The sequence below is a fragment of the Cellulomonas sp. KH9 genome (assembly GCF_900114185.1).
In the GTDB taxonomy this organism is placed as follows: domain Bacteria; phylum Actinomycetota; class Actinomycetes; order Actinomycetales; family Cellulomonadaceae; genus Cellulomonas.
In genome coordinates, this window is the sequence record NZ_FOSE01000001.1 from 104,704 (window position 1) to 125,817 (window position 21,114).

Annotated in this window: 23 protein-coding genes; 12 read left to right on the forward strand and 11 right to left on the reverse strand. The window is 75.7% G+C overall.

The annotated features are described in order from the left end of the window. Positions 1-40: 40 nt before the first annotated feature. The 3 genes from ggt to BMZ16_RS00475 all read right to left on the reverse strand — a co-directional run bounded on the left by ggt (position 41) and on the right by BMZ16_RS00475 (position 4,159). Entirely contained in the window at positions 41-1,954 is a 1,914-nt protein-coding gene (ggt, locus tag BMZ16_RS00465; protein ID WP_089797480.1) for a gamma-glutamyltransferase, read from the reverse strand. Between the two features lie 65 nt (positions 1,955-2,019). Then, positions 2,020-3,210: an NAD(P)/FAD-dependent oxidoreductase gene (locus BMZ16_RS00470; protein ID WP_089797481.1), complete on the reverse strand. Its 1,191-nt coding sequence runs from the start codon at positions 3,208-3,210 to the stop codon at positions 2,020-2,022. 82 nt (positions 3,211-3,292) lie between these two features. Next, positions 3,293-4,159 (reverse strand): oxygenase MpaB family protein, encoded by an 867-nt coding sequence (locus BMZ16_RS00475; RefSeq protein WP_089797484.1) that lies wholly within the window; start codon positions 4,157-4,159, stop codon positions 3,293-3,295. A 135-nt stretch (positions 4,160-4,294) separates the two neighbouring features. On the opposite strand from BMZ16_RS00475, the gene BMZ16_RS00480 reads away from it, so the two are divergent. Next, positions 4,295-4,765, forward strand: coding sequence for a GyrI-like domain-containing protein (locus tag BMZ16_RS00480; RefSeq protein WP_089797485.1), 471 nt, complete (start codon positions 4,295-4,297; stop codon positions 4,763-4,765). Between the two features lie 80 nt (positions 4,766-4,845). Here the strand turns inward: BMZ16_RS00480 and BMZ16_RS00485 are convergent, their stop codons facing one another. After that, positions 4,846-5,214 (reverse strand): VOC family protein, encoded by a 369-nt coding sequence (locus BMZ16_RS00485; RefSeq protein WP_089797487.1) that lies wholly within the window; start codon positions 5,212-5,214, stop codon positions 4,846-4,848. A 291-nt stretch (positions 5,215-5,505) separates the two neighbouring features. Here BMZ16_RS00485 and BMZ16_RS00490 point away from each other — a divergent pair, with 291 nt between their 5' ends. Beyond that, on the forward strand, positions 5,506-6,900 hold the full coding sequence (locus BMZ16_RS00490; protein ID WP_089797489.1) for an FAD-binding oxidoreductase: 1,395 nt from the start codon (positions 5,506-5,508) through the stop codon (positions 6,898-6,900). 38 nt (positions 6,901-6,938) lie between these two features. Here BMZ16_RS00490 and BMZ16_RS00495 read toward each other — a convergent pair whose 3' ends face one another. Next, complete coding sequence (locus tag BMZ16_RS00495) at positions 6,939-7,856, reverse strand: LysR family transcriptional regulator ArgP (RefSeq protein WP_089797494.1); 918 nt, start codon at positions 7,854-7,856, stop codon at positions 6,939-6,941. 70 nt (positions 7,857-7,926) lie between these two features. Here BMZ16_RS00495 and BMZ16_RS00500 point away from each other — a divergent pair, with 70 nt between their 5' ends. The 7 genes from BMZ16_RS00500 to BMZ16_RS00530 all read left to right on the forward strand — a co-directional run bounded on the left by BMZ16_RS00500 (position 7,927) and on the right by BMZ16_RS00530 (position 12,894). Continuing rightward, positions 7,927-8,550, forward strand: a complete 624-nt coding sequence (locus BMZ16_RS00500) for a LysE/ArgO family amino acid transporter (RefSeq protein WP_089797496.1) — start codon at positions 7,927-7,929, stop codon at positions 8,548-8,550. 113 nt (positions 8,551-8,663) lie between these two features. Then, entirely contained in the window at positions 8,664-9,794 is a 1,131-nt protein-coding gene (locus BMZ16_RS00505; RefSeq protein WP_177199541.1) for an ABC transporter permease, read from the forward strand. Continuing rightward, positions 9,791-10,477 (forward strand): ABC transporter ATP-binding protein, encoded by a 687-nt coding sequence (locus BMZ16_RS00510; protein ID WP_089797499.1) that lies wholly within the window; start codon positions 9,791-9,793, stop codon positions 10,475-10,477. Before BMZ16_RS00505 ends, BMZ16_RS00510 begins: the two co-directional genes overlap by 4 nt. Before the next feature lie 16 nt (positions 10,478-10,493). Next, entirely contained in the window at positions 10,494-11,057 is a 564-nt protein-coding gene (locus BMZ16_RS00515; protein ID WP_089797500.1) for a TetR/AcrR family transcriptional regulator, read from the forward strand. Between the two features lie 70 nt (positions 11,058-11,127). Continuing rightward, complete coding sequence (locus tag BMZ16_RS00520) at positions 11,128-12,051, forward strand: NADP-dependent oxidoreductase (RefSeq protein WP_089797502.1); 924 nt, start codon at positions 11,128-11,130, stop codon at positions 12,049-12,051. A 115-nt stretch (positions 12,052-12,166) separates the two neighbouring features. Next, complete coding sequence (locus BMZ16_RS00525) at positions 12,167-12,661, forward strand: DUF2975 domain-containing protein (RefSeq protein WP_089797504.1); 495 nt, start codon at positions 12,167-12,169, stop codon at positions 12,659-12,661. Next, a complete protein-coding gene (locus BMZ16_RS00530) occupies positions 12,661-12,894 on the forward strand; it encodes a helix-turn-helix domain-containing protein (RefSeq protein WP_089797506.1) in 234 nt (77 codons plus the stop codon). The genes BMZ16_RS00525 and BMZ16_RS00530 overlap by 1 nt, the downstream gene beginning before the upstream one ends. Before the next feature lie 16 nt (positions 12,895-12,910). Here BMZ16_RS00530 and BMZ16_RS00535 read toward each other — a convergent pair whose 3' ends face one another. From BMZ16_RS00535 to BMZ16_RS00545, 3 genes are all read right to left on the reverse strand, one after another. Continuing rightward, positions 12,911-13,750 (reverse strand): class II glutamine amidotransferase, encoded by an 840-nt coding sequence (locus BMZ16_RS00535; RefSeq protein ID WP_089797508.1) that lies wholly within the window; start codon positions 13,748-13,750, stop codon positions 12,911-12,913. Positions 13,751-13,839: 89 nt separating this feature from the next. After that, on the reverse strand, positions 13,840-14,973 hold the full coding sequence (locus tag BMZ16_RS00540) for an ATP-dependent 6-phosphofructokinase (RefSeq protein ID WP_089797511.1): 1,134 nt from the start codon (positions 14,971-14,973) through the stop codon (positions 13,840-13,842). 144 nt (positions 14,974-15,117) lie between these two features. Further along, positions 15,118-15,453 carry a YnfA family protein gene (locus BMZ16_RS00545; RefSeq protein ID WP_089797513.1) on the reverse strand — a complete coding sequence of 112 codons (336 nt, stop codon included), beginning with the start codon at positions 15,451-15,453 and terminating at the stop codon, positions 15,118-15,120. A 288-nt stretch (positions 15,454-15,741) separates the two neighbouring features. On the opposite strand from BMZ16_RS00545, the gene BMZ16_RS00550 reads away from it, so the two are divergent. Further along, on the forward strand, positions 15,742-16,389 hold the full coding sequence (locus BMZ16_RS00550) for an SRPBCC family protein (protein WP_089797515.1): 648 nt from the start codon (positions 15,742-15,744) through the stop codon (positions 16,387-16,389). 43 nt (positions 16,390-16,432) lie between these two features. After that, entirely contained in the window at positions 16,433-16,921 is a 489-nt protein-coding gene (locus tag BMZ16_RS00555) for an ArsR/SmtB family transcription factor (RefSeq protein WP_255366272.1), read from the forward strand. A 19-nt stretch (positions 16,922-16,940) separates the two neighbouring features. On the opposite strand, the gene BMZ16_RS00560 is transcribed toward BMZ16_RS00555, so the two are convergent. Continuing rightward, positions 16,941-18,053 (reverse strand): serine hydrolase domain-containing protein, encoded by a 1,113-nt coding sequence (locus BMZ16_RS00560; RefSeq protein WP_089798626.1) that lies wholly within the window; start codon positions 18,051-18,053, stop codon positions 16,941-16,943. 166 nt (positions 18,054-18,219) lie between these two features. Next, positions 18,220-18,783 (reverse strand): GNAT family N-acetyltransferase, encoded by a 564-nt coding sequence (locus BMZ16_RS00565; protein WP_089797517.1) that lies wholly within the window; start codon positions 18,781-18,783, stop codon positions 18,220-18,222. A gap of 144 nt (positions 18,784-18,927) precedes the next feature. Between BMZ16_RS00565 and BMZ16_RS00570 the strand changes: the two genes are divergently transcribed. Next, positions 18,928-20,256: an AI-2E family transporter gene (locus tag BMZ16_RS00570; RefSeq protein WP_089797519.1), complete on the forward strand. Its 1,329-nt coding sequence runs from the start codon at positions 18,928-18,930 to the stop codon at positions 20,254-20,256. A 50-nt stretch (positions 20,257-20,306) separates the two neighbouring features. On the opposite strand, the gene aroD is transcribed toward BMZ16_RS00570, so the two are convergent. Continuing rightward, positions 20,307-21,086, reverse strand: coding sequence for a type I 3-dehydroquinate dehydratase (aroD, locus tag BMZ16_RS00575; RefSeq protein WP_089797521.1), 780 nt, complete (start codon positions 21,084-21,086; stop codon positions 20,307-20,309). Between the last annotated feature and the right edge of the window lie 28 nt (positions 21,087-21,114).

Consider the following 21,114-nt stretch of genomic DNA (forward strand, 5'->3'; position numbering starts at 1 on the left):
ACCTCGTCACACCTCCCGGTCCGACGGGCGGCCCGCGGGATCACCCCCGCGGTCGCACCACCCCCGCGCTGCCGCCCCCGCGGCGCACCGGCTCCGCGACCGACAGCAGCCTGCCGCGGTCGAGGACCTCGATCGCGGTGGCCGCGCCGATCTCCGGGACGTCGGTGAACGTGTGCCCCAGCGCCTCCAGACCGGGGCGCGGGAACGCCGGCTCCGCCTGCACGGGTGACGCGTTGCGCGGTGTGGCGCGCGGCGCGGCCACGGCCTGGTCGAGCGGCATGCCCAGGTCGATCCGGTTGACCAGCGTCTGCAGCACCGTGGTGATGATCGTCGCGCCGCCGGGGGAGCCGAGGGCGAGGAACGGTCGGCCGTCCCGGAGGACGATCGTCGGCGCCATGGACGACCGCGGGCGCTTGCCCGGGCCGGGCAGGTTCGGGTCCGACCCGTCCTGCGTGTCCGTGAAGCTGAAGTCCGTCAGCTCGTTGTTCAGCAGGAACCCGCGCCCGGGTACGACGATCCCGTTGCCGCCGGTGGACTCGATGGTCAGGGTGTACGCGACGACGTTGCCCCAGCGGTCGGCCGTGGTCAGGTGGGTGGTCGACGTCCCCTCCGGCGACTCGACGCCCGGGTCGGTGCCGTCACCGCAGCCGTCGTACGTCCCGTCCGGGACGCCCGGGGCGACCGGCTTGGGCAGCGCGGCCGTCGGGTCGATCAGGCAGGCCCGCTCGGCGGCGAACCCGTCGGACAGCAGCGCGTCGAGCGGGACGTCGACGAACGCGGGGTCGCCCACGTACCGGTTGCGGTCGGCGAACGCGAGGGACGACGCCTCGATGTACCGGTGCAGCGCCTGGGTGTCGTCGAGGGCGCCGAGGTCCACGGTCTCGAGGATGTTCAGCGCCTCACCCACGGTGGACCCGCCGGACGACGGCGGTGCCATGCCGTACACGTCGAGCCCGCGGTACGTCACGTGGGTCGGGTCGCGCGGCACGACGTCGTACGCGGCGAGGTCGGACGTCTCCAGCAGCCCGGGCCGCACGACGCGCGTGCTGCCCGGGGTGACCGGCGGCTGCTGCACCGTGTCGACGATCTCCTGCGCCAGCGGCCCGGTGTACAGCGCGTCGACGCCGTCGCGCGCCAGCAGCCGGTACGTGGCCGCCAGGTCGGGGTTGCGCAGCACCGACCCGACACGCGGCGGCGCGCCGCCCGGCAGGTACAGCGCGGCGGTCGACGGGAAGTCGGCGAACCGGTCGGCGTTCGCCGTGGTCTGGTCGACGAACGTCTGGTCGACGACGAACCCCTTCTCCGCGACGCGGGTGGCACCGGCCAGCGCGTCGCGCAGGCTGATCGTGCCCCACGTGTCGAGCGCCGCCTGCCACGTCGCCGGCGTCCCCGGCACCCCGACGGACAGGCCCGACGTGACGGCCTGGTCGAACGGGATCGCGGTCCCGTTCTCGACGAACGCGTCGGGACCCATGGCGGCCGGGGCGGTCTCGCGGCCGTCGATCGTCTGGACCGTGCCCGTCGCGGCGTCGTGGACGACGAGGAACCCGCCGCCGCCGATCCCGGCCGAGTACGGCTCGGTCACGCCCAGCGTCGCCGCGGCGGCCACCGCGGCGTCGACCGCGTTGCCGCCGCGGCGCAGCACGTCGAGGCCCACGCGGGTCGCGTCGGGGTCCACCGTGGCGACGGCACCGCCGCTGCCGACGGCGACCGGGACCTTGGCGGGCGGACGGTGCGGGCCGGGCTTGCCCGGTCCCGGCTTCCCGGGGCGCCCTCGGCCGTCGACCTGGGCGCCGTCGACCTCGTCGCCACCGACCTGGGCGCCGTCCACCGCGGTGCCCTCGGACGTCGAGCCGGCACCCGGCGGCGCTGCGGCCGCGGGCAGCGCCCCGGCGGCGAGCGCCAGCGACGCGGCGGCGACGACGAGCGGACGGGCGATCGTGGACGTGCGCATGGCGGCCCCCTGGTGGTGCGGACGTCAGGTGTCCTGCCTACCACCGGACGCCGCGGGTCACCCGCTCAGGAGACCTTGCCCCGCAGCAGCCGGTGCCAGTACACCTGCGGCTCCACGTACCGGTCGAACAGGTACAGCGACCGGCGCGGCCGCACCAGGTCGGGGAACGGGATCGTCGGCTCGGCGTGGCCCTCACGGTCGTGCTCGGCCAGCAGCAGCTGGTGGCGCGACGTCGTCACGGGCGCCACCGTGTACCCGTCGTAGTGCCGCAGCGGCGCACCCACCAGGTGCGCGGGGATGTTGTGCGCCACCACCGGCACCTGCTTGCGCAGCGCACCGCCGGACGGTGACGTGTCGACCGTCGCGACGTCCCCCAGCGCCCACACGCGCGGGTGCGTGCGGTGCTGCAGGGTCAGCGGGTCCACGTCGACGAACCCGTCGGTGCCCTCGGCGTCCAGCCCGCTCGCCGCGACCCACCCCGGTGCCCGGTGCGGCGGGGCGACGAACAGCGCACCGTAGCGGAGCGTGGCCGTGCCGTCCGCCGATCGCAGCTGCAGCGTGCGCGCCGCGGGGTCGACCCGCTCCACGACGGTGCCCGTGCGCAGCCGCACACCGTAGTCGTCGGCGGCGGCGCGCAGCTCCTGGTCGGCGCGCGCGGTGCCCGCCAGCCGCGACCCCTCGACGACGAGGTCGATCGCGACGTCGCCGAGCACCCCGGTGCTGCGCCAGTGGTCCGCCGCCAGGAACAGCGGCTTGAGGCCGACGGGTGAGCACGGCACGTGGCGGTCGGACACGACGAAGACGGCGCGTCCCGACGTGAGCGTCGAGAGCATGTCCCACGCCTCGGGGGCGTGCTCCGGCAGGTAGCTGGTCGAGGCGTGCAGCGTCGCGCACGCCTCGCGCAGGCCGGGGACCGCGTCCCAGTCGACCTGCGACCCCGGGCACAGCACGAGGTCCCCGTACGCGAGCTCGCCGCCGCCGGCCAGGTGCACCACCGAGGCGTCCGGGTCGACGGCCGTCACGCTGTCCTGGTACCAGCGCACCCCCGCCGGCACGACGTCGGCCTGCGCGCGCGTCAGGTCGTCGATCGTCGCGGCACCCCCGGCGACGTACGACAGCAGCGGCTGGTAGTGGTGCGTGGGAGACGGCTCGACGAGGGCCACGTCCGGGCACCCGCCGCGCAGCAGCTTCGCGGCGAGCGAGATGCCCGCGTTGCCGCCCCCGACGACGAGGACACGATGGCGGGGAGGGGTCATGGCGGCACGCTTCCCACGGGACGACGGTGTGCGGCCACGCTAGGGCCGGCGTCGACGGACCGCGCGGCGAGTGCCCGGGCCGTCAGCCCTCGGGCTGGCCCGCCAGCAGCCACCTGATGGACCGGGTCGCCACGTGCCCGGAGGCCCGGGCCGCCGCACGGGCGACCCGGCCGCGGTCCGGCAGGCCGAGCTCGGCGCGCGCCCAGTCCGGCAGGGACTCGACGGCGGCCGCGCCCAGCGCCGTGTACCCCGGGCGCAGCGTGCGGGGCACCGGCGGCTCCCGCAGCAGGAACTGCGCCGCGTCCAGGGCCGCCGGGGTCGCGCGGAGCACCGGGCGGTAGCCCTCGATGGCCTCGCGCAGGCCGTCCGCGGTCTCCGGCACGTCCGCGGCACCCAGCGCGCGGCCGATCCGCGCGGCCTGCGCGGCGTACTCGTCGGCGCGCTCGGGGGTCAGGGGGTGCTGCCCGTAGCGGGTGTGCGCGTCGAGGAAGCTCTCGATCTCGGTCACGTGCACCCAGCGCAGCAGGTCCGGGTCGGACGCCGCGTACGCGATGCCGTCCGGGGTCACGCCGCGCACCCGGTCGTGGATGGTGCGGATCGCGTCGATCGCCGCCTGGGCGTCGTCCGCCGTGCCGAAGACGGTGGTCGCCAGGAACGTGCTGGTCCCGGCCAGGCGGCCCCACGGGTCCTGCCGGAAGTCGGAGTGGCTCGCGACGCCCGCCATCGCCGCCGGGTGCAGGGACTGCAGGAGCAGCGAGCGCAGCCCGCCGACGAACATCGACGCGTCCCCGTGCACGACGCGGATGGCGGCGTCCGGCCCGAACCAGCGCGGGCCGGGACGGTGGTGGATCCGCTCGCGGCTGCGCGGCCCGTGCGGCCCGGCGACACGCAGGAACAGCGCCTCGCCGGAGCGGGCGCGCCAGCGTCGGACGGGGTCGACGAGCGTCACGCCCCCACCGTACGGACCGGACCGTGGAGCGCCAGCCGGAAACCCCCGACCCGATGAGTTCGCCGGCTCACCCGGGTCGGTCCCTCCGACCGCAGCCCAGCCGAGCGCGCGGGCGACACGTGCCGAGGAGGAACCATGGGAACGACCCCGATCGACAGGCCCACCGTCCGCATCGCCGCCGTGCGGGCGACGGTGCCCGCCGCGGAGCTGGTCGCGTACTTCGACCGCACGTACTCCACGGTGGGCGACGTCGTGCGAGGCCAGGGCTGGACGCTCAGCGGCCCGGCGCTGGCCTGGTACCGCGGCATGCCGGCAGACACCGTGGACGTGACCGGCGGGTTCCCGGTCGAGGGCGCGCCCCTCGGGCCGGTGTCCGACGGGGTCGAGGTCATGGAGCTGCCCGGCGGTGCGTCGCTGGAGGCGACGCACACCGGACCGTACGACCAGCTCCCCGCGGCCTGGGACCGCCTCGAGCAGGAGCGTGCCGCCCTCGGCGTGGACGGGCGCGGCGACTTCTGGGAGGAGTACGTCACCGACCCGTCCCCGGGTGGTGACCCCGCGGCCAACGTCACCCGGCTCGTCCTGCCGCTGCGCGCGGAGGCGTGACGGGGCGAGCGCGGAGGCGTGACGGGGCGAGCGCGGAGGCGTGACGGGGCGAGCGCGGAGGCGTGCGGGGCGGCGACGGCTCAGTCCCCGCCGCCCGTCCGGCCCTCGAACAGCCCGATCTCGTTGCCGTCGGGGTCGCGGAACGACGCCCACCAGCTCGTCTCGTCGATGGGCGTGCGCGACCGGAGCACCTCGCCGCCCAGCGCGGTCGCCTGGGCGAGGGCGGCGTCGATCGAGTCGACCTCCACGTAGCTGCGGGGTGCGGTGAAACCCTCGCCGCGCGGTGCCAGGCCGCCGCCGCTGACCTTGTTCGGGGCCGACCACATGGGGTAGCCCTCGAACCCGGGGATCTCCTGGATGTCCCAGCCGAACACGGTGCCGTAGAACCGTGACGCCGCCTGCGTGTCGCTGACGGGGATGTCGATGTGGGTGATGTCGCCGTGCGCCATGGCCGTCGTCCCTCCGCCGTGCCCGATCTGTCGGATTCAGGCTAGGTGCACCCTCCGACATCCGGGAGGGGTCAGGACGGCAGGGACTCGGTGAACCGCACGATCCCCGCGGCGAGCGCCCGCCGCGAACGCCAGGACCAGCACGACGGCGTTCGCCGGGCACCGCCGGGCACCGCCCGGCCGACGGGCCGTCACCCGTTCGGGGCGTATCACCCGCGCGGCGTCGCGCTCCTGCCGCCGTGACCCTCGTGCGCCCGGCGCCGAGGGCCCGACGGCCGAGGAGGCGCTCGCATGGACCGACCCCCGCGCACCGACGCACGGGCGGACGCGGCCGTCGCGGCGCTGGCCGCGGCCCTGGCCGGTCGGGTCCCCGCCCACGCGCCGGGCACCGCGGAGCACGCCGCGCTGTCGACGACCACCAACCTGACGGTGCCGCAGCGTCCGGCGCTGGTCGCCGCGCCCCGCAGCCCGCAGGAGGTCGCGGACGTCGTGCGCCTGGCGGGCGAGCACGGGGTCCCCGTCGCGGTGCAGGGCACGGGCCACGGCGCCTCGGCACCGCTCGACGGCGCCCTGCTCGTGTCGACCGCCGAGTTCGACCACCTCACCGTGCTGCCGGCGCGGGGCACGGCGCACGTGGGTGCGGGGCTGCGGTGGTCGCGGGTGGTGGCCGCCGCCGCCCCCTACGGCCTGACGCCGGTGTGCGGCTCGGCGCCGTCGGTCGGGGCCGTCGGGTACCTGACCGGGGGTGGCCACGGCCCGCTGGCCCGCACGCTGGGGGTGTCGTCCGACCGGGTGCGCGCCTTCGACGTCGTGACCGGTGACGGGGTGCTGCGCCGCGCGACGCCCACGGACGAGCCCGACCTGTTCTGGGGGCTGCGCGGCGGGCGCGGGGCCCTGGGTGTGGTGGTCGCGGTCGACCTCGACCTGGTGGACCAGCCCACCCTCTACGGCGGGTCGCTGTGGTCGGCCGACGTCGAGGGCACGGTGCAGGCGTGGGCCTGGTGGGCACCCACCCTGCCCCCGCAGGCGACCACGTCGCTCGGTGTCATGCGCCTGCCCGCGCTGCCGGGGGTGCCGGAGGCGCTCGCCGGGCGCACCACCGTCACGGTCCGCTTCGCGTGGACGGGCGACGCGGACGAGGGTGCGGCCGTCCTCGCGCCGCTGCGGCGGGTCGCGGCACCGCTCCTCGACACCGTGGACGTCATGCCGAGCACCGCGATCGGCTCGATCCACGCCGATCCCGACGGTGCGATGCCCGTGCACGACTCCCACCTGCTGCTGGAGGACCTGGGGCCGGAGGCGGTCGAGCGCCTGCTGGAGCTCGTGGGTCCCGCGTCGTCGTGCGTGCAGAACGTCGTGGAGGTGCGGCACCTGGGCGGGGCCGCCTCGCGGCAGCCGGCCGTCCCGGACGCCGTGCCGTCGCGGGCGGCGACGTGGTCCGTCTTCACGGTCGGCGTCGCGACGCCCGCCGCCGCGCGGGCCGTCGCCGACGACGCCCGGCGCATCGCCGACGGGCTCGGCCCGTGGACGCGTCCGGGCGGGCTGCCGAACTTCACGTCCGGCCACGGCTCGGCATGGGCCGAGCGCGTGTACCCGGCGGTCACGCGCGCGCGGCTGGCCGAGGTGTCGCGCCGGTACGACCCGGGCGGGGTGCTGCTGGCGGGTCGGCCGTTCCACACCCGCTGAGCGGGGCCGCCGGCGGGCGGACGGCGGCGGCGGCCGGGTCAGGGTGGTGGCAGCAGGCCGGCCGCCGCGGCCCCGCGCAGGGCGTGCGCGACGGCGTCCAGGGCGTCGGTGCGCAGCGACCACTGCTGCCAGAGCAGCGGGACGTCGACCACGTCGTCGGACAGCCGGACCAGGCGCCCCGCGCGGACGTCGTCGTCGGCCTGCTGGTCGGGCAGCATGCCCCAGCCGATCCCGAGGCGCACGGCTGTGGCGAAGTCCGCCGACGCGGGCACGAGGTGCCGCGGGGGCCGGGCCGGGTCCACCCGCCGACGTCGCAGCCAGCGGTCCTGCAGGCGGTCGGCGGCGTCGAACACGACGACCGGCGCGGCGGCGAGGGAGGCGGGCCGCACCGCGTCGGGCGACGGCGCCGCCCCCGGCTCCCACGGCCCGTCGAACCACCGCGCGGCGAACGCGGGCGCCGCGACGGGCCGGTACCGCATGACGCCCAGCGGTTCCACCGTGCACCCCTGCACGGGGGTGCCCTGCGACGTCACCGCGCCCATGACCGTGCCGTCGCGCAGCAGGTCGGCGGTGCGGTCCTGGTCCTCGCGCTCGATGCGCAGCGCGACCCGGTCCGCGAGCGGCGCGAGCGCGGGCAGCACCCAGGTCGTCAGCGAGTCGCCGTTGACGGCGAGCGTGACGCGCGGTGCGGACGTGTCGTCCGTGAGGTGCCGGGTGGCCTGGTCGGTGAGGGCGTCGAGCTGGCGGGCCAGCCGGACGAGCGGCTCGCCCGCGACGGTCGGGCGCACGGGCCGCTCGCGGCGCAGCAGGACGGCGCCGGCCGTCTGCTCGAGCGCCTTGATGCGCTGGCTCACGGCGGAGGGGGTGACGTGCAGCGCGCGTGCCGCGGCGTCGAAGGTGCCGAGGTCGGCGGCCGCGGCCAGTGCCCGCAGCTGGCCCAGGTCCCAGTCGGTCATGCAGCCACGCTAACGGTGCATGCAGAACATTCGCTGGTCTGATGGCAAGCGGGCTCGTAGCGTCGTCGTCATGTGGACGTCCGCCCTGGCCGGGCTCGGGTTCGGGCTCGCGCTCATCGTCGCCATCGGCGCGCAGAACGCGCACGTGCTGCGCTCCGGCCTGCGCCGCGAGCACGTGGGGCTCGTGGTGGCGATCTGCGCCGTCTCCGACCTGCTGCTCATCGTGGTCGGGGCGGCGGGCGTCGGGACCGTCGTCGCCGCCAGCCGTCCGGTGACCGTGGTGACCGTCGTGCTCGGCGCCGCGGTGCTCCTCACCTACGCGGCGATGGCCGCGCGCCGGGCCGTGCGCGGGGACGACGCGCTGGTCGTGGACGGCGCGCCGGACCGCACCGCCGGGACCGCGGCCGCCGCGGCGCTGACGACCCTGGCCCTGACCTGGCTGAACCCCCACGTGTACCTCGACACGGTGGTGCTGCTGGGGTCGGTGGCCGCCGGCCACGGCGACGCGCGCTGGTGGTTCGCCGCGGGCGCCGGCGTCGGCAGCGTGCTGTGGTTCACGGCCCTGGGGTACGGGGCGCGCCTGCTGCGCCCGGTGTTCGCCCGCCCGGCGGCGTGGCGCCTCCTGGACGCCGTGATCGCCGTGGTGATGGTCGGCATCGCGACCGGGCTGCTCGCGGACCTCCGGGCCCCCTGAGGCGCCGCAGTGGCCCATCTCTCACCGGGCGGGGGCCTCTTTTCGACAGGGCGTCGATAAGATGTCGACAGCGCGTCAACAAGACGTGCGTCCCCGGCGAGAGGTCTGATCCCGTGTTCCTCGCTCTGCGCGAGCTCGCGTTCGCGCGTACCCGATTCGGACTGATGGGCGCTGTCGTCGCCCTCATCAGCGTCCTCATGGTCCTGCTGTCCGGTCTGTCGTCCGGCCTCGTGGTCGACGGCGTCTCGGGGCTCATGCGCAGCCCCATGGGCGCGGTCGCGTTCGAGGACGGCACCAAGACCGACTCCGCCTTCACCCGCAGCGTCGTCACGACCGCCGAGCGCGACGCCTGGGCCGCACGCGACGACGTCGCCGACGCCGAGCTGCTCGGCACCGCCATCGTCAACGCGAAGAACGAGGACGGCACGCCCGTCGACCTCACCCTCTTCGGCGTCGAGCCCGGCGGGTTCGTCGAGCCGCAGGTCGGCGACGGCAGCCCCCTGGCCGCCGAGGGCCAGGTCGTCCTGTCCGTCTCTGCCCAGGACGAGGGCGTGGAGCTCGGTGACGTCCTGACGATCGACCGCGTCGGCACCGAGCTCGAGGTCGTGGGCTTCACGACCGACCAGCGCACCTTCGGCCACGTCGACATCGGCTACCTGCACCTGCGCACCTGGCAGGAGATCCACTCGGCGACCGTGCCCGGCCAGCAGGCCAGCGCGGAGGCGTACGACGCGGCGAGCGTCGTCGCGCTGCGCGGCGTCGACGGCGCCCTGCCCGACCTGGCCGCGGGGGACGCGGACGCGGGCACCTCGGCTCGCACCATCGAGGAGGCCTACGACTCGTCGCCGGGCTACACCGCCGAGATCATGACGATGCAGCTCATCCAGGCGTTCCTGTACGCCATCTCGGCTCTCGTCGTCGGCGCGTTCTTCACGCTGTGGACCGTGCAGCGCACCCGCGAGCTCGCCGTCATGCGCGCCATGGGGGCCTCGACGCGCTTCCTGCTGGGCGACGGTCTGGCGCAGGCCGCGATCCTGCTCGTCGTGTCCGTCGGCGCCGGTCTGGCCGTCGGCCTCGGGCTCGGTTCGCTGCTCGTCGGCACCGGCATGCCGTTCGAGCTGGAGAGCGGGCCCATCGCGACCGGTGCGCTCCTGCTGCTCGGACTGGGCCTGTTCGGTGCCGCCGTCGCGACCGTCCGCATCGCCCGAGTCGACCCGCTGACCGCGCTGGGAGAGAACCGATGACCACCACCACCACCACCCGCACGGGCCTCGCGCTGAGCGACGTCGTCCTGACCTTCGGGGACGGCGACACCCAGGTCAACGCCCTCGACCACGTGGACCTGACGGTCACCCCCGGGGAGATCGTGGCCGTCGTCGGCCCGTCCGGCGCCGGCAAGTCGAGCCTGCTTGCCGTCGCCGGCGGTCTGACGACGCCGACGTCCGGCTCGGTCGTCGTCGGCGGTGCCGACCTGACGAGCATGTCGAAGGCCGCGCTGGCCCGGTACCGCCGTGACCACGTCGGGTTCGTGTTCCAGTCGGGCAACCTGGTGCCCGCGCTGACCGCGATCGACCAGCTCCGCCTGGTCGAGAAGATCACCGGTCGCCGCGCGGCCACCCCGCCGCAGAAGCTGCTGGAGTCCGTCGGGATGGCCGAGCACGCCAAGCGCCGCCCCGGGCGGCTGTCGGGCGGCGAGCGGCAGCGCGTGGGCATCGCCCGGGCACTGGTCGCCTCCCCGTCCGTGCTGCTGGTCGACGAGCCCACCGCGGCCCTCGACCGGCGCCGCAGCCACGAGATCGTCGAGCTGCTCGCGCGTCAGACGCACGAGTTCGGGGTCGCTACGGTGATGGTCACGCACGACCACGACGTGCTGGAGCACTGCGACCGCGTGCTCGAGATGGTCGACGGCCGCCTGCGCGCCGTCTGAGGAACCAGGAGGAGACGTGCCCCGCATCACCGCCCCATCGGTGCCCGAGCATCGGGAGGCCCAGCGGCGCGCGATCCTCGACGCGACCCGCGAGCTGCTCGCGGACGCACCCGACGTCGAGCCCACCTTCGCGGCGATCGCCGCGAAGGCGGGGCTCGCACGGTCGAGCATCTACCACTACTTCCCGTCCCGGGAGGAGCTGTTCCGGGCGGTCGTCGTGGAGGCGCTGCCGCGCTGGAAGGCCGCCATCGAGGCGGCGACGGGCGCGCACGACGACCCGGGTGCCCGGATCGTCGCCTACGCCGAGGCCAACCTCACGCTCGTCGCGGACGGGGAGCACGCCGTCATCAGCGCGCTGGCGGCCTTCAGCCCCCGGGCGTTCTCCGACCCCTGGGTGCAGGAGATGCACGGGCAGCACGTCGAGCCCCTGCTCGCGGCCCTGCGGGACGCGGGCGTCGCCGAACCCGGGGTCGTCGCGGAGCTCGTCAACGCGATGGTGCAGCGGGCCGGCGCGCTCATCGAGGGCGGCGCGGACGAGGCAGCCGTCCGGGCGGCGGTGCGCGGGCTGCTCACGCGCTGACGGCCGCGGGCACCGGCCGGGACGGTGCCCGGGAGGAACAGACCCGCCCCCCACGGCGGTTGCGACCGGTATGCGTGCCATCACCTACGACCGCTTCGGCGGCAGCGACGTCCTGCGGCTCACCGAGCAGCCCGAGCCGAAGGTCGGCCCCGACAGCGTGCTCGTGCGCGTGCGGGCGGCGTCCGTGAACCCCGTGGACTGGAAGGTCCGCGCCGGGTACCTCGACCAGATCATCGACACCCAGTTCCCCGCGGTCCCGGGGTGGGACGTCGCGGGGGTCGTCGAGCGCCCCGGCCTGGACACCCCGGAGCTGGCCGCGGGTGACGAGGTCTACGGCTACGTGCGCAAGGACTGGCTGCACGGCGGCACGTTCGCCGAGCTGGTCGCCGCACCCGTGCGGACCCTCGCCCGCAAGCCCGCGTCCCTGAGCTTCGAGGAGGCCGCGGCGGTGCCGCTCGCCGGCCTGACGGCGTACCAGACGATCGAGCGCGTCGGGGTGCGCGAGGGGCAGACCGTGCTGGTGCACGCGGCGGCCGGCGGAGTCGGGCAGTTCGCGGTGCAGATCCTGCGGGCGCGCGGGGCCCGGGTGATCGGGACCGCGTCGGCGCGCAACCACGATCACCTGCGCGGCCTGGGCGCCGACCCCGTGGAGTACGGCGACGGGCTCGCCGACCGGGTGCGCGCCCTGGCGCCCCAGGGTGTCGACGTCGTCCTCGACTACGGCTCCGACGACCTCGTGCCCACGACCCGCGCCGTCCTGGCCGACGGCGGCACGGTCGCCTCGATCGTCGACGCCGCCGCGCGCGACGAGCTGGGCGGTCACTACGTGTGGGTCCGGCCCAGCACCACGGACCTCGACGCGCTGGCACGGCTGGTCGACGACGGTGCCGTGAAGGTCGACGTGGCGCAGGTGCTCGACCTCGCGGACGCGGCGGCGGCGCACGACCTGGTCGCCGAGGGGCACGTGCGGGGGAAGGTCGTCGTGCGGGTCTGACGTGGTGCGCTGGGGGCGTCAGGGTGACTCCTCGATCGACTTCCTTGAGGAATCGATCGTTTCTCGATAGATTTCACCGCATCCGATCCCAGGACGTCCGATCGAGGAGCCCGTCATGCGCAACCTGACCGTCGGAGCCCTGCGCGTCGTCATCGCGCTCGCGCTCGCGGGGACCCTGTTCGTCCAGTGCGTCATGGCGCCGCTGCTGTGGACCGACCTCGTCGAGGCCGGCGCCCCGCCGTCCGTCCGGGTGCCGTTCGTCGTGATCTTCGTGCTCGGTCTGGTCACGCTGCAGGTCTGCGGGGTGTGCGTGTGGCGTCTGCTGACGATGGTCCGCCGCGAGGAGGTCTTCACGCCCGCCGCGTTCCGCTGGGTGGACGTCATCATCGGCGCCATCGCGGCGGCGGCGGTCCTGGCGTTCGCGCTGGCGGTCGTGCTGGCACCGGGGGAGGCGGTCGCCCCGGGGATGGTGCTGCTGGTCGGCGGCGCGGCACTCGTCCTCGGCGGCATCGCGCTGATCGTCCTGCTGCTGCGGCTGCTGCTCGCGCAGGCCGTCGAGCGCGACACCGAGGCCCGGCGCCTGCGCGACGAGCTCGACGAGGTGATCTGATGCCGATCGTCGTGGACGTCGACGTCATGCTCGCGCGCCGCAAGATGTCCGTCGGGACCCTCGCCGAGCGCGTCGGGATCACCCCCGCCAACCTCGCCGTGCTGAAGAACGGGCGCGCGAAGGCCGTGCGCTTCACGACGCTCGCCGCGCTGTGCGAGGTGCTGGAGTGCCAGCCGGGGGACCTGCTGCGCTGGGAGCCGGACGCGGAGCAGGAGGCACCCGACCCGGCGTGACCGGCGCCGGGCGACGTCAGGCGGCGGGCGCCGTCGGGACGAACGGGCGGACCTCCTCGTCGGCCCCGTCCACGACCAGGCACGTCGCCTCCGGCACCTCACGCCACGCACCACGCAGCTCGCCCAGCGGCTCGGACACGATGATCCGGGCGTCGTCGGACAGGTTCTGCAGCGCGGGGTTGTCGGGGTAGTGCTGCCGCAGCACCGAGACGTCGGCGTTGCGGAACAGCGAGCGCGAGCGGCCCTCGGAGGAGTACCGGACCGCCCACATGCGACGGCCGTCCGTCGCGGCGAGCGTGCCCTGGAACGGGAAGTCGACGCCGTGGCGCCGCCCCGCCTCCTCGACCTGGCCGACGGCGGCGGCCATCGCCGCCGGCGGGTCGTCGGCGAGCCCGGCGGTGAGGGCCAGGTGGAACACCGTCTCGGAGTCGGTCGTGCCCTCGATGGTGGGGAAGAGCTCCGGGTCCACCAGGAGCTGCAGGTCACGCTTGTAGGTGGGGAACCGGTCCAGCGAGCCGTTGTGCATGAACACCCACCGGTCGTGCCGGAACGGGTGGCAGTTGGTCTGCTGCACCGCGGTGCCGGTGGTCGCCCGCACGTGCGCGAAGACCGTGCCGGAGCGGATGTGGCGCGCGAGCTCGCGCAGGTTCCGGTCGTTCCACGCGGGCTCGGTGCTGCGGAACAGGCCGGGCTCCGGCGCGTGGCCGTCGTACCAGGCGACGCCGAACCCGTCGCCGTTGGTCGGCTCCACACCGAGGTGGCTGTGCCTGCTCTGCAGGACCAGGGAGTTGGCGGGTTTGTACAGCAGGTCGTCGAGCGTCACCGGTGCACCCGAGTACGCCAGCCATCGGCACATGTCGGCCCCCTCGCCGCGGCCCGTGCGGCACGGACCCCTCCGTCCACCTTGGCCCGCGCGCCCCCGCACCGCCAGGGGTGCGGGGGGGCTCAGTCGCCCAGCCCGGTGCCCACCTGACGTGCGGCGCGCACCCACGCGTGGTCCGGCGGGACGAGCTTGACCTTGCCGGCCACGTCGGCCAGCGGCACCGGGACGGCGTCGTCACCGCGCGCGGCGACCATCACACCGAAGTCGCCGCGCTCGACGAGGTCCGCCGCCGCCGCGCCCAGGCGTGTCGCGAGCAGGCGGTCCGCCGCGCACGGCGTCCCGCCGCGCTGCACGTACCCCAGGATCGTCACGCGGGTCTCGAGCCCCGTGGCGGCCTCGAGCTCACGCGCCAGCTTGAACGTGTGCTCCCGCTGCGCGTCCTCGACGTTGGCCAGGTGCTTCTTGGCAGCGCGTCGCGCCTCCGGCGTCTTCGCGGACTTCACGAGCAGCTGCGCCGCGTCGTAGTCCGCGGTGTCCTCGACGTCCCGCGCGCCCTCGGCGACGGCGACCACGGAGAACGACGAGCCGTGGGCGGTGCGCCGCCGGATCGTCTGGGCGACCGACTCGATCGTGTACGGGATCTCGGGGATGAGGATGATGTCCGCACCGCCCGCGACCCCGGCGGCCAGCGTCAGCCACCCCGCCCGGTGGCCCATGATCTCGGTGAGGATGATCCGGTGGTGGCTGTGCGCCGTGGAGTGCACCCGGTCCACGGCGTCGGTCGCGATCTCCGTGGCCGTCGCGAACCCGAACGTCGTGTCGGTCTCGGCGATGTCGTTGTCGATCGTCTTGGGCAGGTGGATGACGTTGAGCCCGGCCTCGACCAGGCGCATCGCGTTCTTCGCGGTCCCGCCGCCGCCCAGCATGATCAGGGCGTCCAGGCCCAGCTCGCGGTAGTTCTCGGCGACGGTGGGCACCATGTCCTGCGGCTCGCCGTCGACCAGGTACCGGTGCACCTTGTCCCGGCTGGTGCCCAGGATCGTGCCGCCCACCGTCAGGATCCCGGACAGGGCCTTGCCGTCGAGCTCGACGTACCGGTTCTCGACCAGGCCCGTCACCCCGTCACGGAACCCGAACAGCTCCATGCCGTAGTGCGCGATCGCGGTCTTGCCGAACCCGCGGATCGCCGCGTTCAGCCCAGGGCTGTCGCCTCCTGCCGTGAGGATCCCGACCCGCTTCGCCCTGGTTCGCGTCATGCCGCCTCCGCCGCCCGTGACCGGCGGGGGCCGGCCGTCTGCCGGACAGTGTCGTGGGCGTCGCGCGGTCGCACAACGTGGCGGCGGACGCCGCACACCCCGTGACGTCCCAGGTGGGGCGCCGGGCGTCGGCGGCCGGCAGGGTCACGCGGTGCGCGGCCCGTACATGATGAGAGCGACGCCGACGAGGCACACGAGGGCGCCCGTCACGTCCCACCGGTCCGGCCGGAACCCGTCGACGACCACGCCCCACAGCAGCGACCCGGCCACGAACACCCCGCCGTACGCAGCCAGGATCCGCCCGAAGCTCGCGTCCGGCTGCAGCGTCGCCACCGCGCCGTACAGGCCGAGCGCGATCACGCCGAACCCGACCCAGACCCATCCGCGGTGCTCACGGATGCCCTGCCAGACCAGCCACGCACCGCTGATCTCCAGGCCCGCGGCCGCGACGAACAGCAGGATCGAGCGCAGGACGGTCATGGGGTGAGGCCTCTCGTCGGGTGGGACGAGTATCGCGGGCACCGCGAGCACCGCAGGGTCAGCGGCGAGCGGTGCGTGCCACGTACGCCGACCCGCACGTCCGGTCGTCGCCGGCGTCGGAAGGCGAGCGTCACCGAGCCGGCGGCGACCCCGGCGGCGACCGGGGCACCAGCCCGGCGTGCCGGGTCCTGCCGGGCGCGTCGAGGGGTCCGGGCCGAGGGGTGGACGCCGCCGGACCCCGGCGGTAGCGTATAAGCCACGACTTATTCACCGCGCTCTGGAGGAACCATGATCGGCATCGACGCACTGGAGCAGGCCGGGCTCGTCACGCGTGAGCTGCGCGGCGGCGAGCGGGACGGCGCGCCCACGAAGATCGCGGTCGCGCGACGGACGTACCGGGCCGCCGTCGACGACGTCTGGGACGCGCTCACCGACCCCGAGCGGCTGCCGCGCTGGTTCGCGCCCGTCACGGGCGACCTGCGCGAGGGCGGCCGCTACCAGGTGGTGGGCAACGCCGGCGGCGTCGTCGAGGAGTGCCGGGCGCCCGAGCGGCTCGGGCTCACGTGGGAGATGGGCGACCAGGTCAGCTGGGTCGAGGTGCTGCTGGCCCCGGCCGACGGCGGCACCGAGCTCACGCTGCTGCACGAGTCCCACGTCGACCCGGCGTTCTGGGAGCAGTTCGGCCCCGGGGCCGTCGGCGTCGGGTGGGACCTCGCCCTGTGGGGGCTCGCGGTCCACCTCGCCACCGGCGCGGCGGTCGCGCAGGAGGACGGCGAGCAGTGGCCCATGACGCCCGACGGGCAGGCGTTCATCGACCACGCGGCCAGCGGGTGGGCCCGGGCGGACGCCGCGGACGGACGCGAGGCTGCGTCGGCCGAGGCCGCCGGGCGGCGGACGTTCGGGTTCTACACGGGCACGACCGCGCCCGAGGCATGAGCGAGCCGGACGTGGGAGGTGCGGGCACGGGTGTGAGCGGGACATGAGCATGACGGCGACGGGCACCGCGGGAGACGGTGGCGCGCGGACGCGGGCCGTGCGGGCGGGTGCCGGGCGTGCCGGTGCCGCGTCGGCGACCCCCGGACGGCCGCCCGTGGCACCGGTCGACGTCGTCCTCGCCGCACTCGCGGAGCCCGTGCGCCGGCGGCTGCTCGAGCACCTCGGTCGCGCCGAGCGGGCGGCCGGCGAGCTCGTCGCGGCCGCCGCGGACGAGTTCGGCATCTCCCAGCCCGCGACGTCCCAGCACCTGCGGGTGCTGCGCGAGGCCGGCGTCGTGACGGTGCGCGCCGCGGGGTCGCGGCGGCTCTACCGGGTCGAGCCGCAGGCGCTGACGGTCGTCGAGGACTGGCTGACCGGGTTCCTCGACCCGTTCGCGCAGCCGCTCGACGCGCTGGGGACGGAGCTCGTGCGCGGTCGGCGCGAGCGGCGGGTCACCGCGGCGGACGAGCGGCGACGCGAGGGGTCGGCCTGAGGGTGCGCGCAGCCGGCGCTCAGGCCACCGCGTCCGGTACCGCGTCGCGCAGCGCCTGCGCCACCGGCCACGCCGCGTCCGCCGTCGTCCCGGCGACCGTCACCGTCAGGCCCGTGGCCGGGTCGTGCGTCGAGAAGAACGACACGCCCGTGTCCTGGCCCTCGAGCGCCACCGCGTCCGCCGTGCCGGGCAGCCACAGGCCCAGGCCGTAGCGCTCCTCCTCGTCGTCGTCGTGGGCGGTCCCGTCCGCGGCCTCGGCGGCGGTCGCGCCGTCCGCCGGCACCCGGCGCATGCGCTCGACCAGCTCGTCCGGGAGGATCCGCCCGCCCAGCAGCGCACCCCAGAACCGCTCCATGTCGAGCGTCGTCGTGTACGCCCCGCCGTCCCCGCCGCCGACGACCGGCAGGTGGTGGACGTTGCTGCGCCACTGCCCGTCGACCTGCACGTACCCCACCGCGGCGTCGCCCGGCAGGGCGTCGGAGCGCAGGTAGCCGGTGGACGCCATGCCCGCGGGCTCCAGGACGCGCGTGCGCACCAGGTCGTGGAACGGCACGCCCGACGCCCGCTGCGCCAGGGCCGCCAGCACCACGAACCCGCCGTTGCAGTAGGCGAACGCGGTGCCCGGGGCGAAGGCCTGCGGGTGGCCGTCGAGGATCGGCAGGTAGTCCTCGGCGTCGACCAGGGCGTGCACCGGGACGGGCATGAGGTACTCGCTGACGTCGGCGTCGTCGTCGAGGTAGTCGCCGATCCCGGACCGGTGGCTCAGCAGGTGCTCGACCGTGACGGCGTCGTCGACGAGCGGCAGGTCGTCGCCCAGCAGGGACCGGGCCGTGGTGCTCAGGTCCAGCGTGCCGTCCGCGACGAGCGCGAGCACGGCCGCCGCGGTGAACCCCTTGCTGCCGCTCGCGACGGCGAACCGGTGGCGGGGCGTCAGCGCGACCCCGTGCCGGCGGTCCGCGAGTCCTGCCGCGGCGTCGAGCAGGACGTCCACGGGCCCGGAGCCCGGCAGCGCGCCGGGGGCGACCCGTGTCACCCGCGCGACGACGCCGACGTCCTCGCCGCCGTCACCCACCTCCTGTGCCGCCGCGGTGACCGCGTCGTCGAAGGTGCGTCGGAGACCGGTGCTGACCATGGTCACGACGCTACGTGGGCGACCCGGCCCGGCGACACCTCATACCCCCGACGTCCCCCGACCGGACGGCCCGGCGCCGACCTGCCGGGCCGTCCGGCGGAGGCGTGACGGGCGTCGGGCTCACCCCGCGACGGCGAGCACGTGCGCCGCAGGCCGAGGTCGCCCCTCACGCCGGCGGTGTGGTCGCGCCCGCGCCGAGCGTGCGCTGCACCCGCGTGACGTCCCGCCACGCGCCGTGCTTGAACCCGATGCCGCGGAACGTGCCGACGGGCTCGAAGCCGAGCGCCGCGTGCAGGGCCGCGCTGGCGGGGTTCGGCTCGGTGTACCCCGCGACCGCCTGCCGGTGACCCAGGCCCGTCAGCCGCTCGAGGAGTGCGGAGTACAGCGCCCGCCCCGCACCCGTGCGCCGCCGGCCGGGTTCCAGGTACACGCTCGTCTCGCACGCCCACCGGTAGGCCGGGCGCGCCGCGAACGGGACCGCGTAGGCGTACCCGACCACCCGTCCCGCGTCCGCGGTGCCGGGTGGCAGCACGGCGACCAGCCACGCGTGCGACACCAGCGCGGCCGCGATACGCCCCGCCATCTCGTCGGGCGTCGGCGGGCGGTCCTCGAACGACACGACGGTGTCACGCACGTACGGCGCGTAGACCGCCGCGCAGGCGGCGCCGTCGGCAGGTGTCGCGTCGCGGACGACCACGGGCGGGGTGGGGGCCGGGGCGCCGGAGGGCATGTTCGGACCCTAGCGGCCGCGTCCCGCCCTAGGGTGGGCCCCGCACGCGCGGCGCCGGCACCGCCGGCACCTCGCGCGGCATCCAGCAGCAGGTCAGCAGCCCGCCCGTCGCCCCCCGACGCCACGCCCCGCGGAGGACCACCCGTGACCACCGACAGCACGCCCGCGTCGCCGTACTCCCCGGGTACCGACGCCCCGGCCCCCGACGCGCCCGCGAGCGGCGCGCCGCCCGCCGCCGGTGCACCCCTGCTCGGGGCACCCGACTCCCCGGGTGACGAGGGCACGCGCCCGCTGCAGCACGACGCGCGTCGCCCGCCCCGCTGGTGGGGCAAGGGCCTGGCGATGGCGGTCGTCGCGGTCTTCGTCGGCATCTTCGCGTGGGACGCGATCGGCGCCCTGCAGAGCCTGCTGGTGAACCTGCTCATCGCGTTCTTCGTCGCGCTCGCCCTCGAGCCGATCGTCGTGTGGCTGGTGCGCCACGGGTGGAAGCGGGGCGGGGCCGCGGCGTTCGCGCTGCTCGGCAGCCTCGTCGTGGTGCTCGTGGTGTCCGCGCTGTTCGGCAACCTGTTCGTGCAGCAGCTCGTCCAGCTCGTCGGCAACGTCCCGGACCTGTACACGTCCACGCAGGAGCTGGTGCAGGACCGGTTCGACATCGAGGTGCCGGACGTCGCCGAGCTGCTGCGCCAGGGCGCCGAGGAGTGGGGGGCCGAGGTCGCGTCGGGTGCCCTGGTGGTCGGCTCGACCATCCTCGGCGGCGTCTTCGCGACGCTGACGATCCTGCTGGTGACGTACTACCTGCTGGCTGCCGGACCGCGGTTCCGCGCGTCGGTCTGCCGCTGGCTCACCCCGAACCGCCAGCAGGAGGTGCTGCGGCTCTGGGAGGTCACCCAGGTCAAGGTCTCGGACTTCATCAACACGCGCATCGTCCTGGCGGCGATCGCGACGGTCGCGACGTTCGCGTTCCTCGCCATCCTGGGCACCCCGTACTCGCTCCCGCTGGCGCTGTTCACGGGCGTCGTCTCGCAGTTCGTGCCCACCATCGGCACGTACATCGGCGGTGCGCTGCCGGTCGCCGTCGCGCTGACGTCGCAGGGCGTGCCCCAGGCGCTGGGCGTGCTGGCGTTCATCCTCGCGTACCAGCAGGTCGAGAACCTGTGGCTGGCGCCCAAGGTGTCGGCGCGTGCCCTGGAGATGAACCCGGCGGTGTCGTTCGTCGTGGTGCTGGCGTTCGGCGCGGTGTTCGGGGCACTGGGTGCGTTCCTGGCGCTGCCGATCGCGGCGACCATCCAGGCGGTGGCCAACACGTACGTGCAGCGCCACGAGCTGGTGCAGTCGCACATGCTGCACGACCCGGGCGAGGCGTCGGGCGGGGACCCCGGCGGGGACGACGACCCGAGCCGGGGCCGCGGTGACGCGGACAAGGCACGGGCCGCGGCACGCGAGGCCGACGAGCGCCGCGCCGACAGCGCCTGACGCCGCGGGGCCTGGCCGCGCCGCGGGGCCGGGCCGCCCGGTCCCGCGGCCTACGACGCGTCGTGCAGCAGGTCCAGCACCGCGCGCAGCCGCCCGGCGTCCACCTGGCCGGGTGCGCTCGCGGTCCCCACGGCGCCGAACGTCATCGCCGACCCGAACACCCCGCCGGCCAGGCGCGTCACCAGGCCGAGCGCCCCCATCGCCACGGTCACGACGGGCCGGTCCGCGTCCCGCGCGAACTCCCGCGTGGCGGTGAGCAGGGCGAGGACGTCGTCGGGGTCGTGCGGCAGGACGGCGACCTTGCAGACGTCGGCGCCGACGTCCCGCTGCCGGCGCAGCAGGGCGACCAGGTCGGCCGCGGGCGGTGTGCGCACGAAGTCGTGGTGCGAGACGACCACGGCGAGCCCGGCGGCCTGCGCCCGCGCCACGAGGCGGGCCACCCCCGGTGTGGCGAGCTCGACGTCCACGGCGTCCGCACCGTCCGGCCCGGCGCCGGCGACCACGGCACCGACGACGGCGGCGTACGCGGCGTCGTCCGCGGGCTGGGCCCCGCCCTCCCGGGCGGAGCGGAACGTGGCGAGCAGCGGCACCTCCGTCGGCAGCGCGGCCCGCACCGCCGCGACGGCCGCGCCCGCCCGGGCCGGCTCGGCCGCAGCACCCGTCAGGTGGTCCAGGCGCAGCTCGACGGCGTCCGCGACACCGGCCGGCAGGGCGCGTGCGGCGTCGACGGCGTCGTCGGGCGTCGCCGCCACCAGGGGCACGCACACGCTGGGGGTGCCCGCGCCCAGGGTCGTCCCGCGCAGGCGGAGCACCGCGTCGCTCGTCGTCATGCGCTGATTGTCGCCGGTGGGCGGTGGG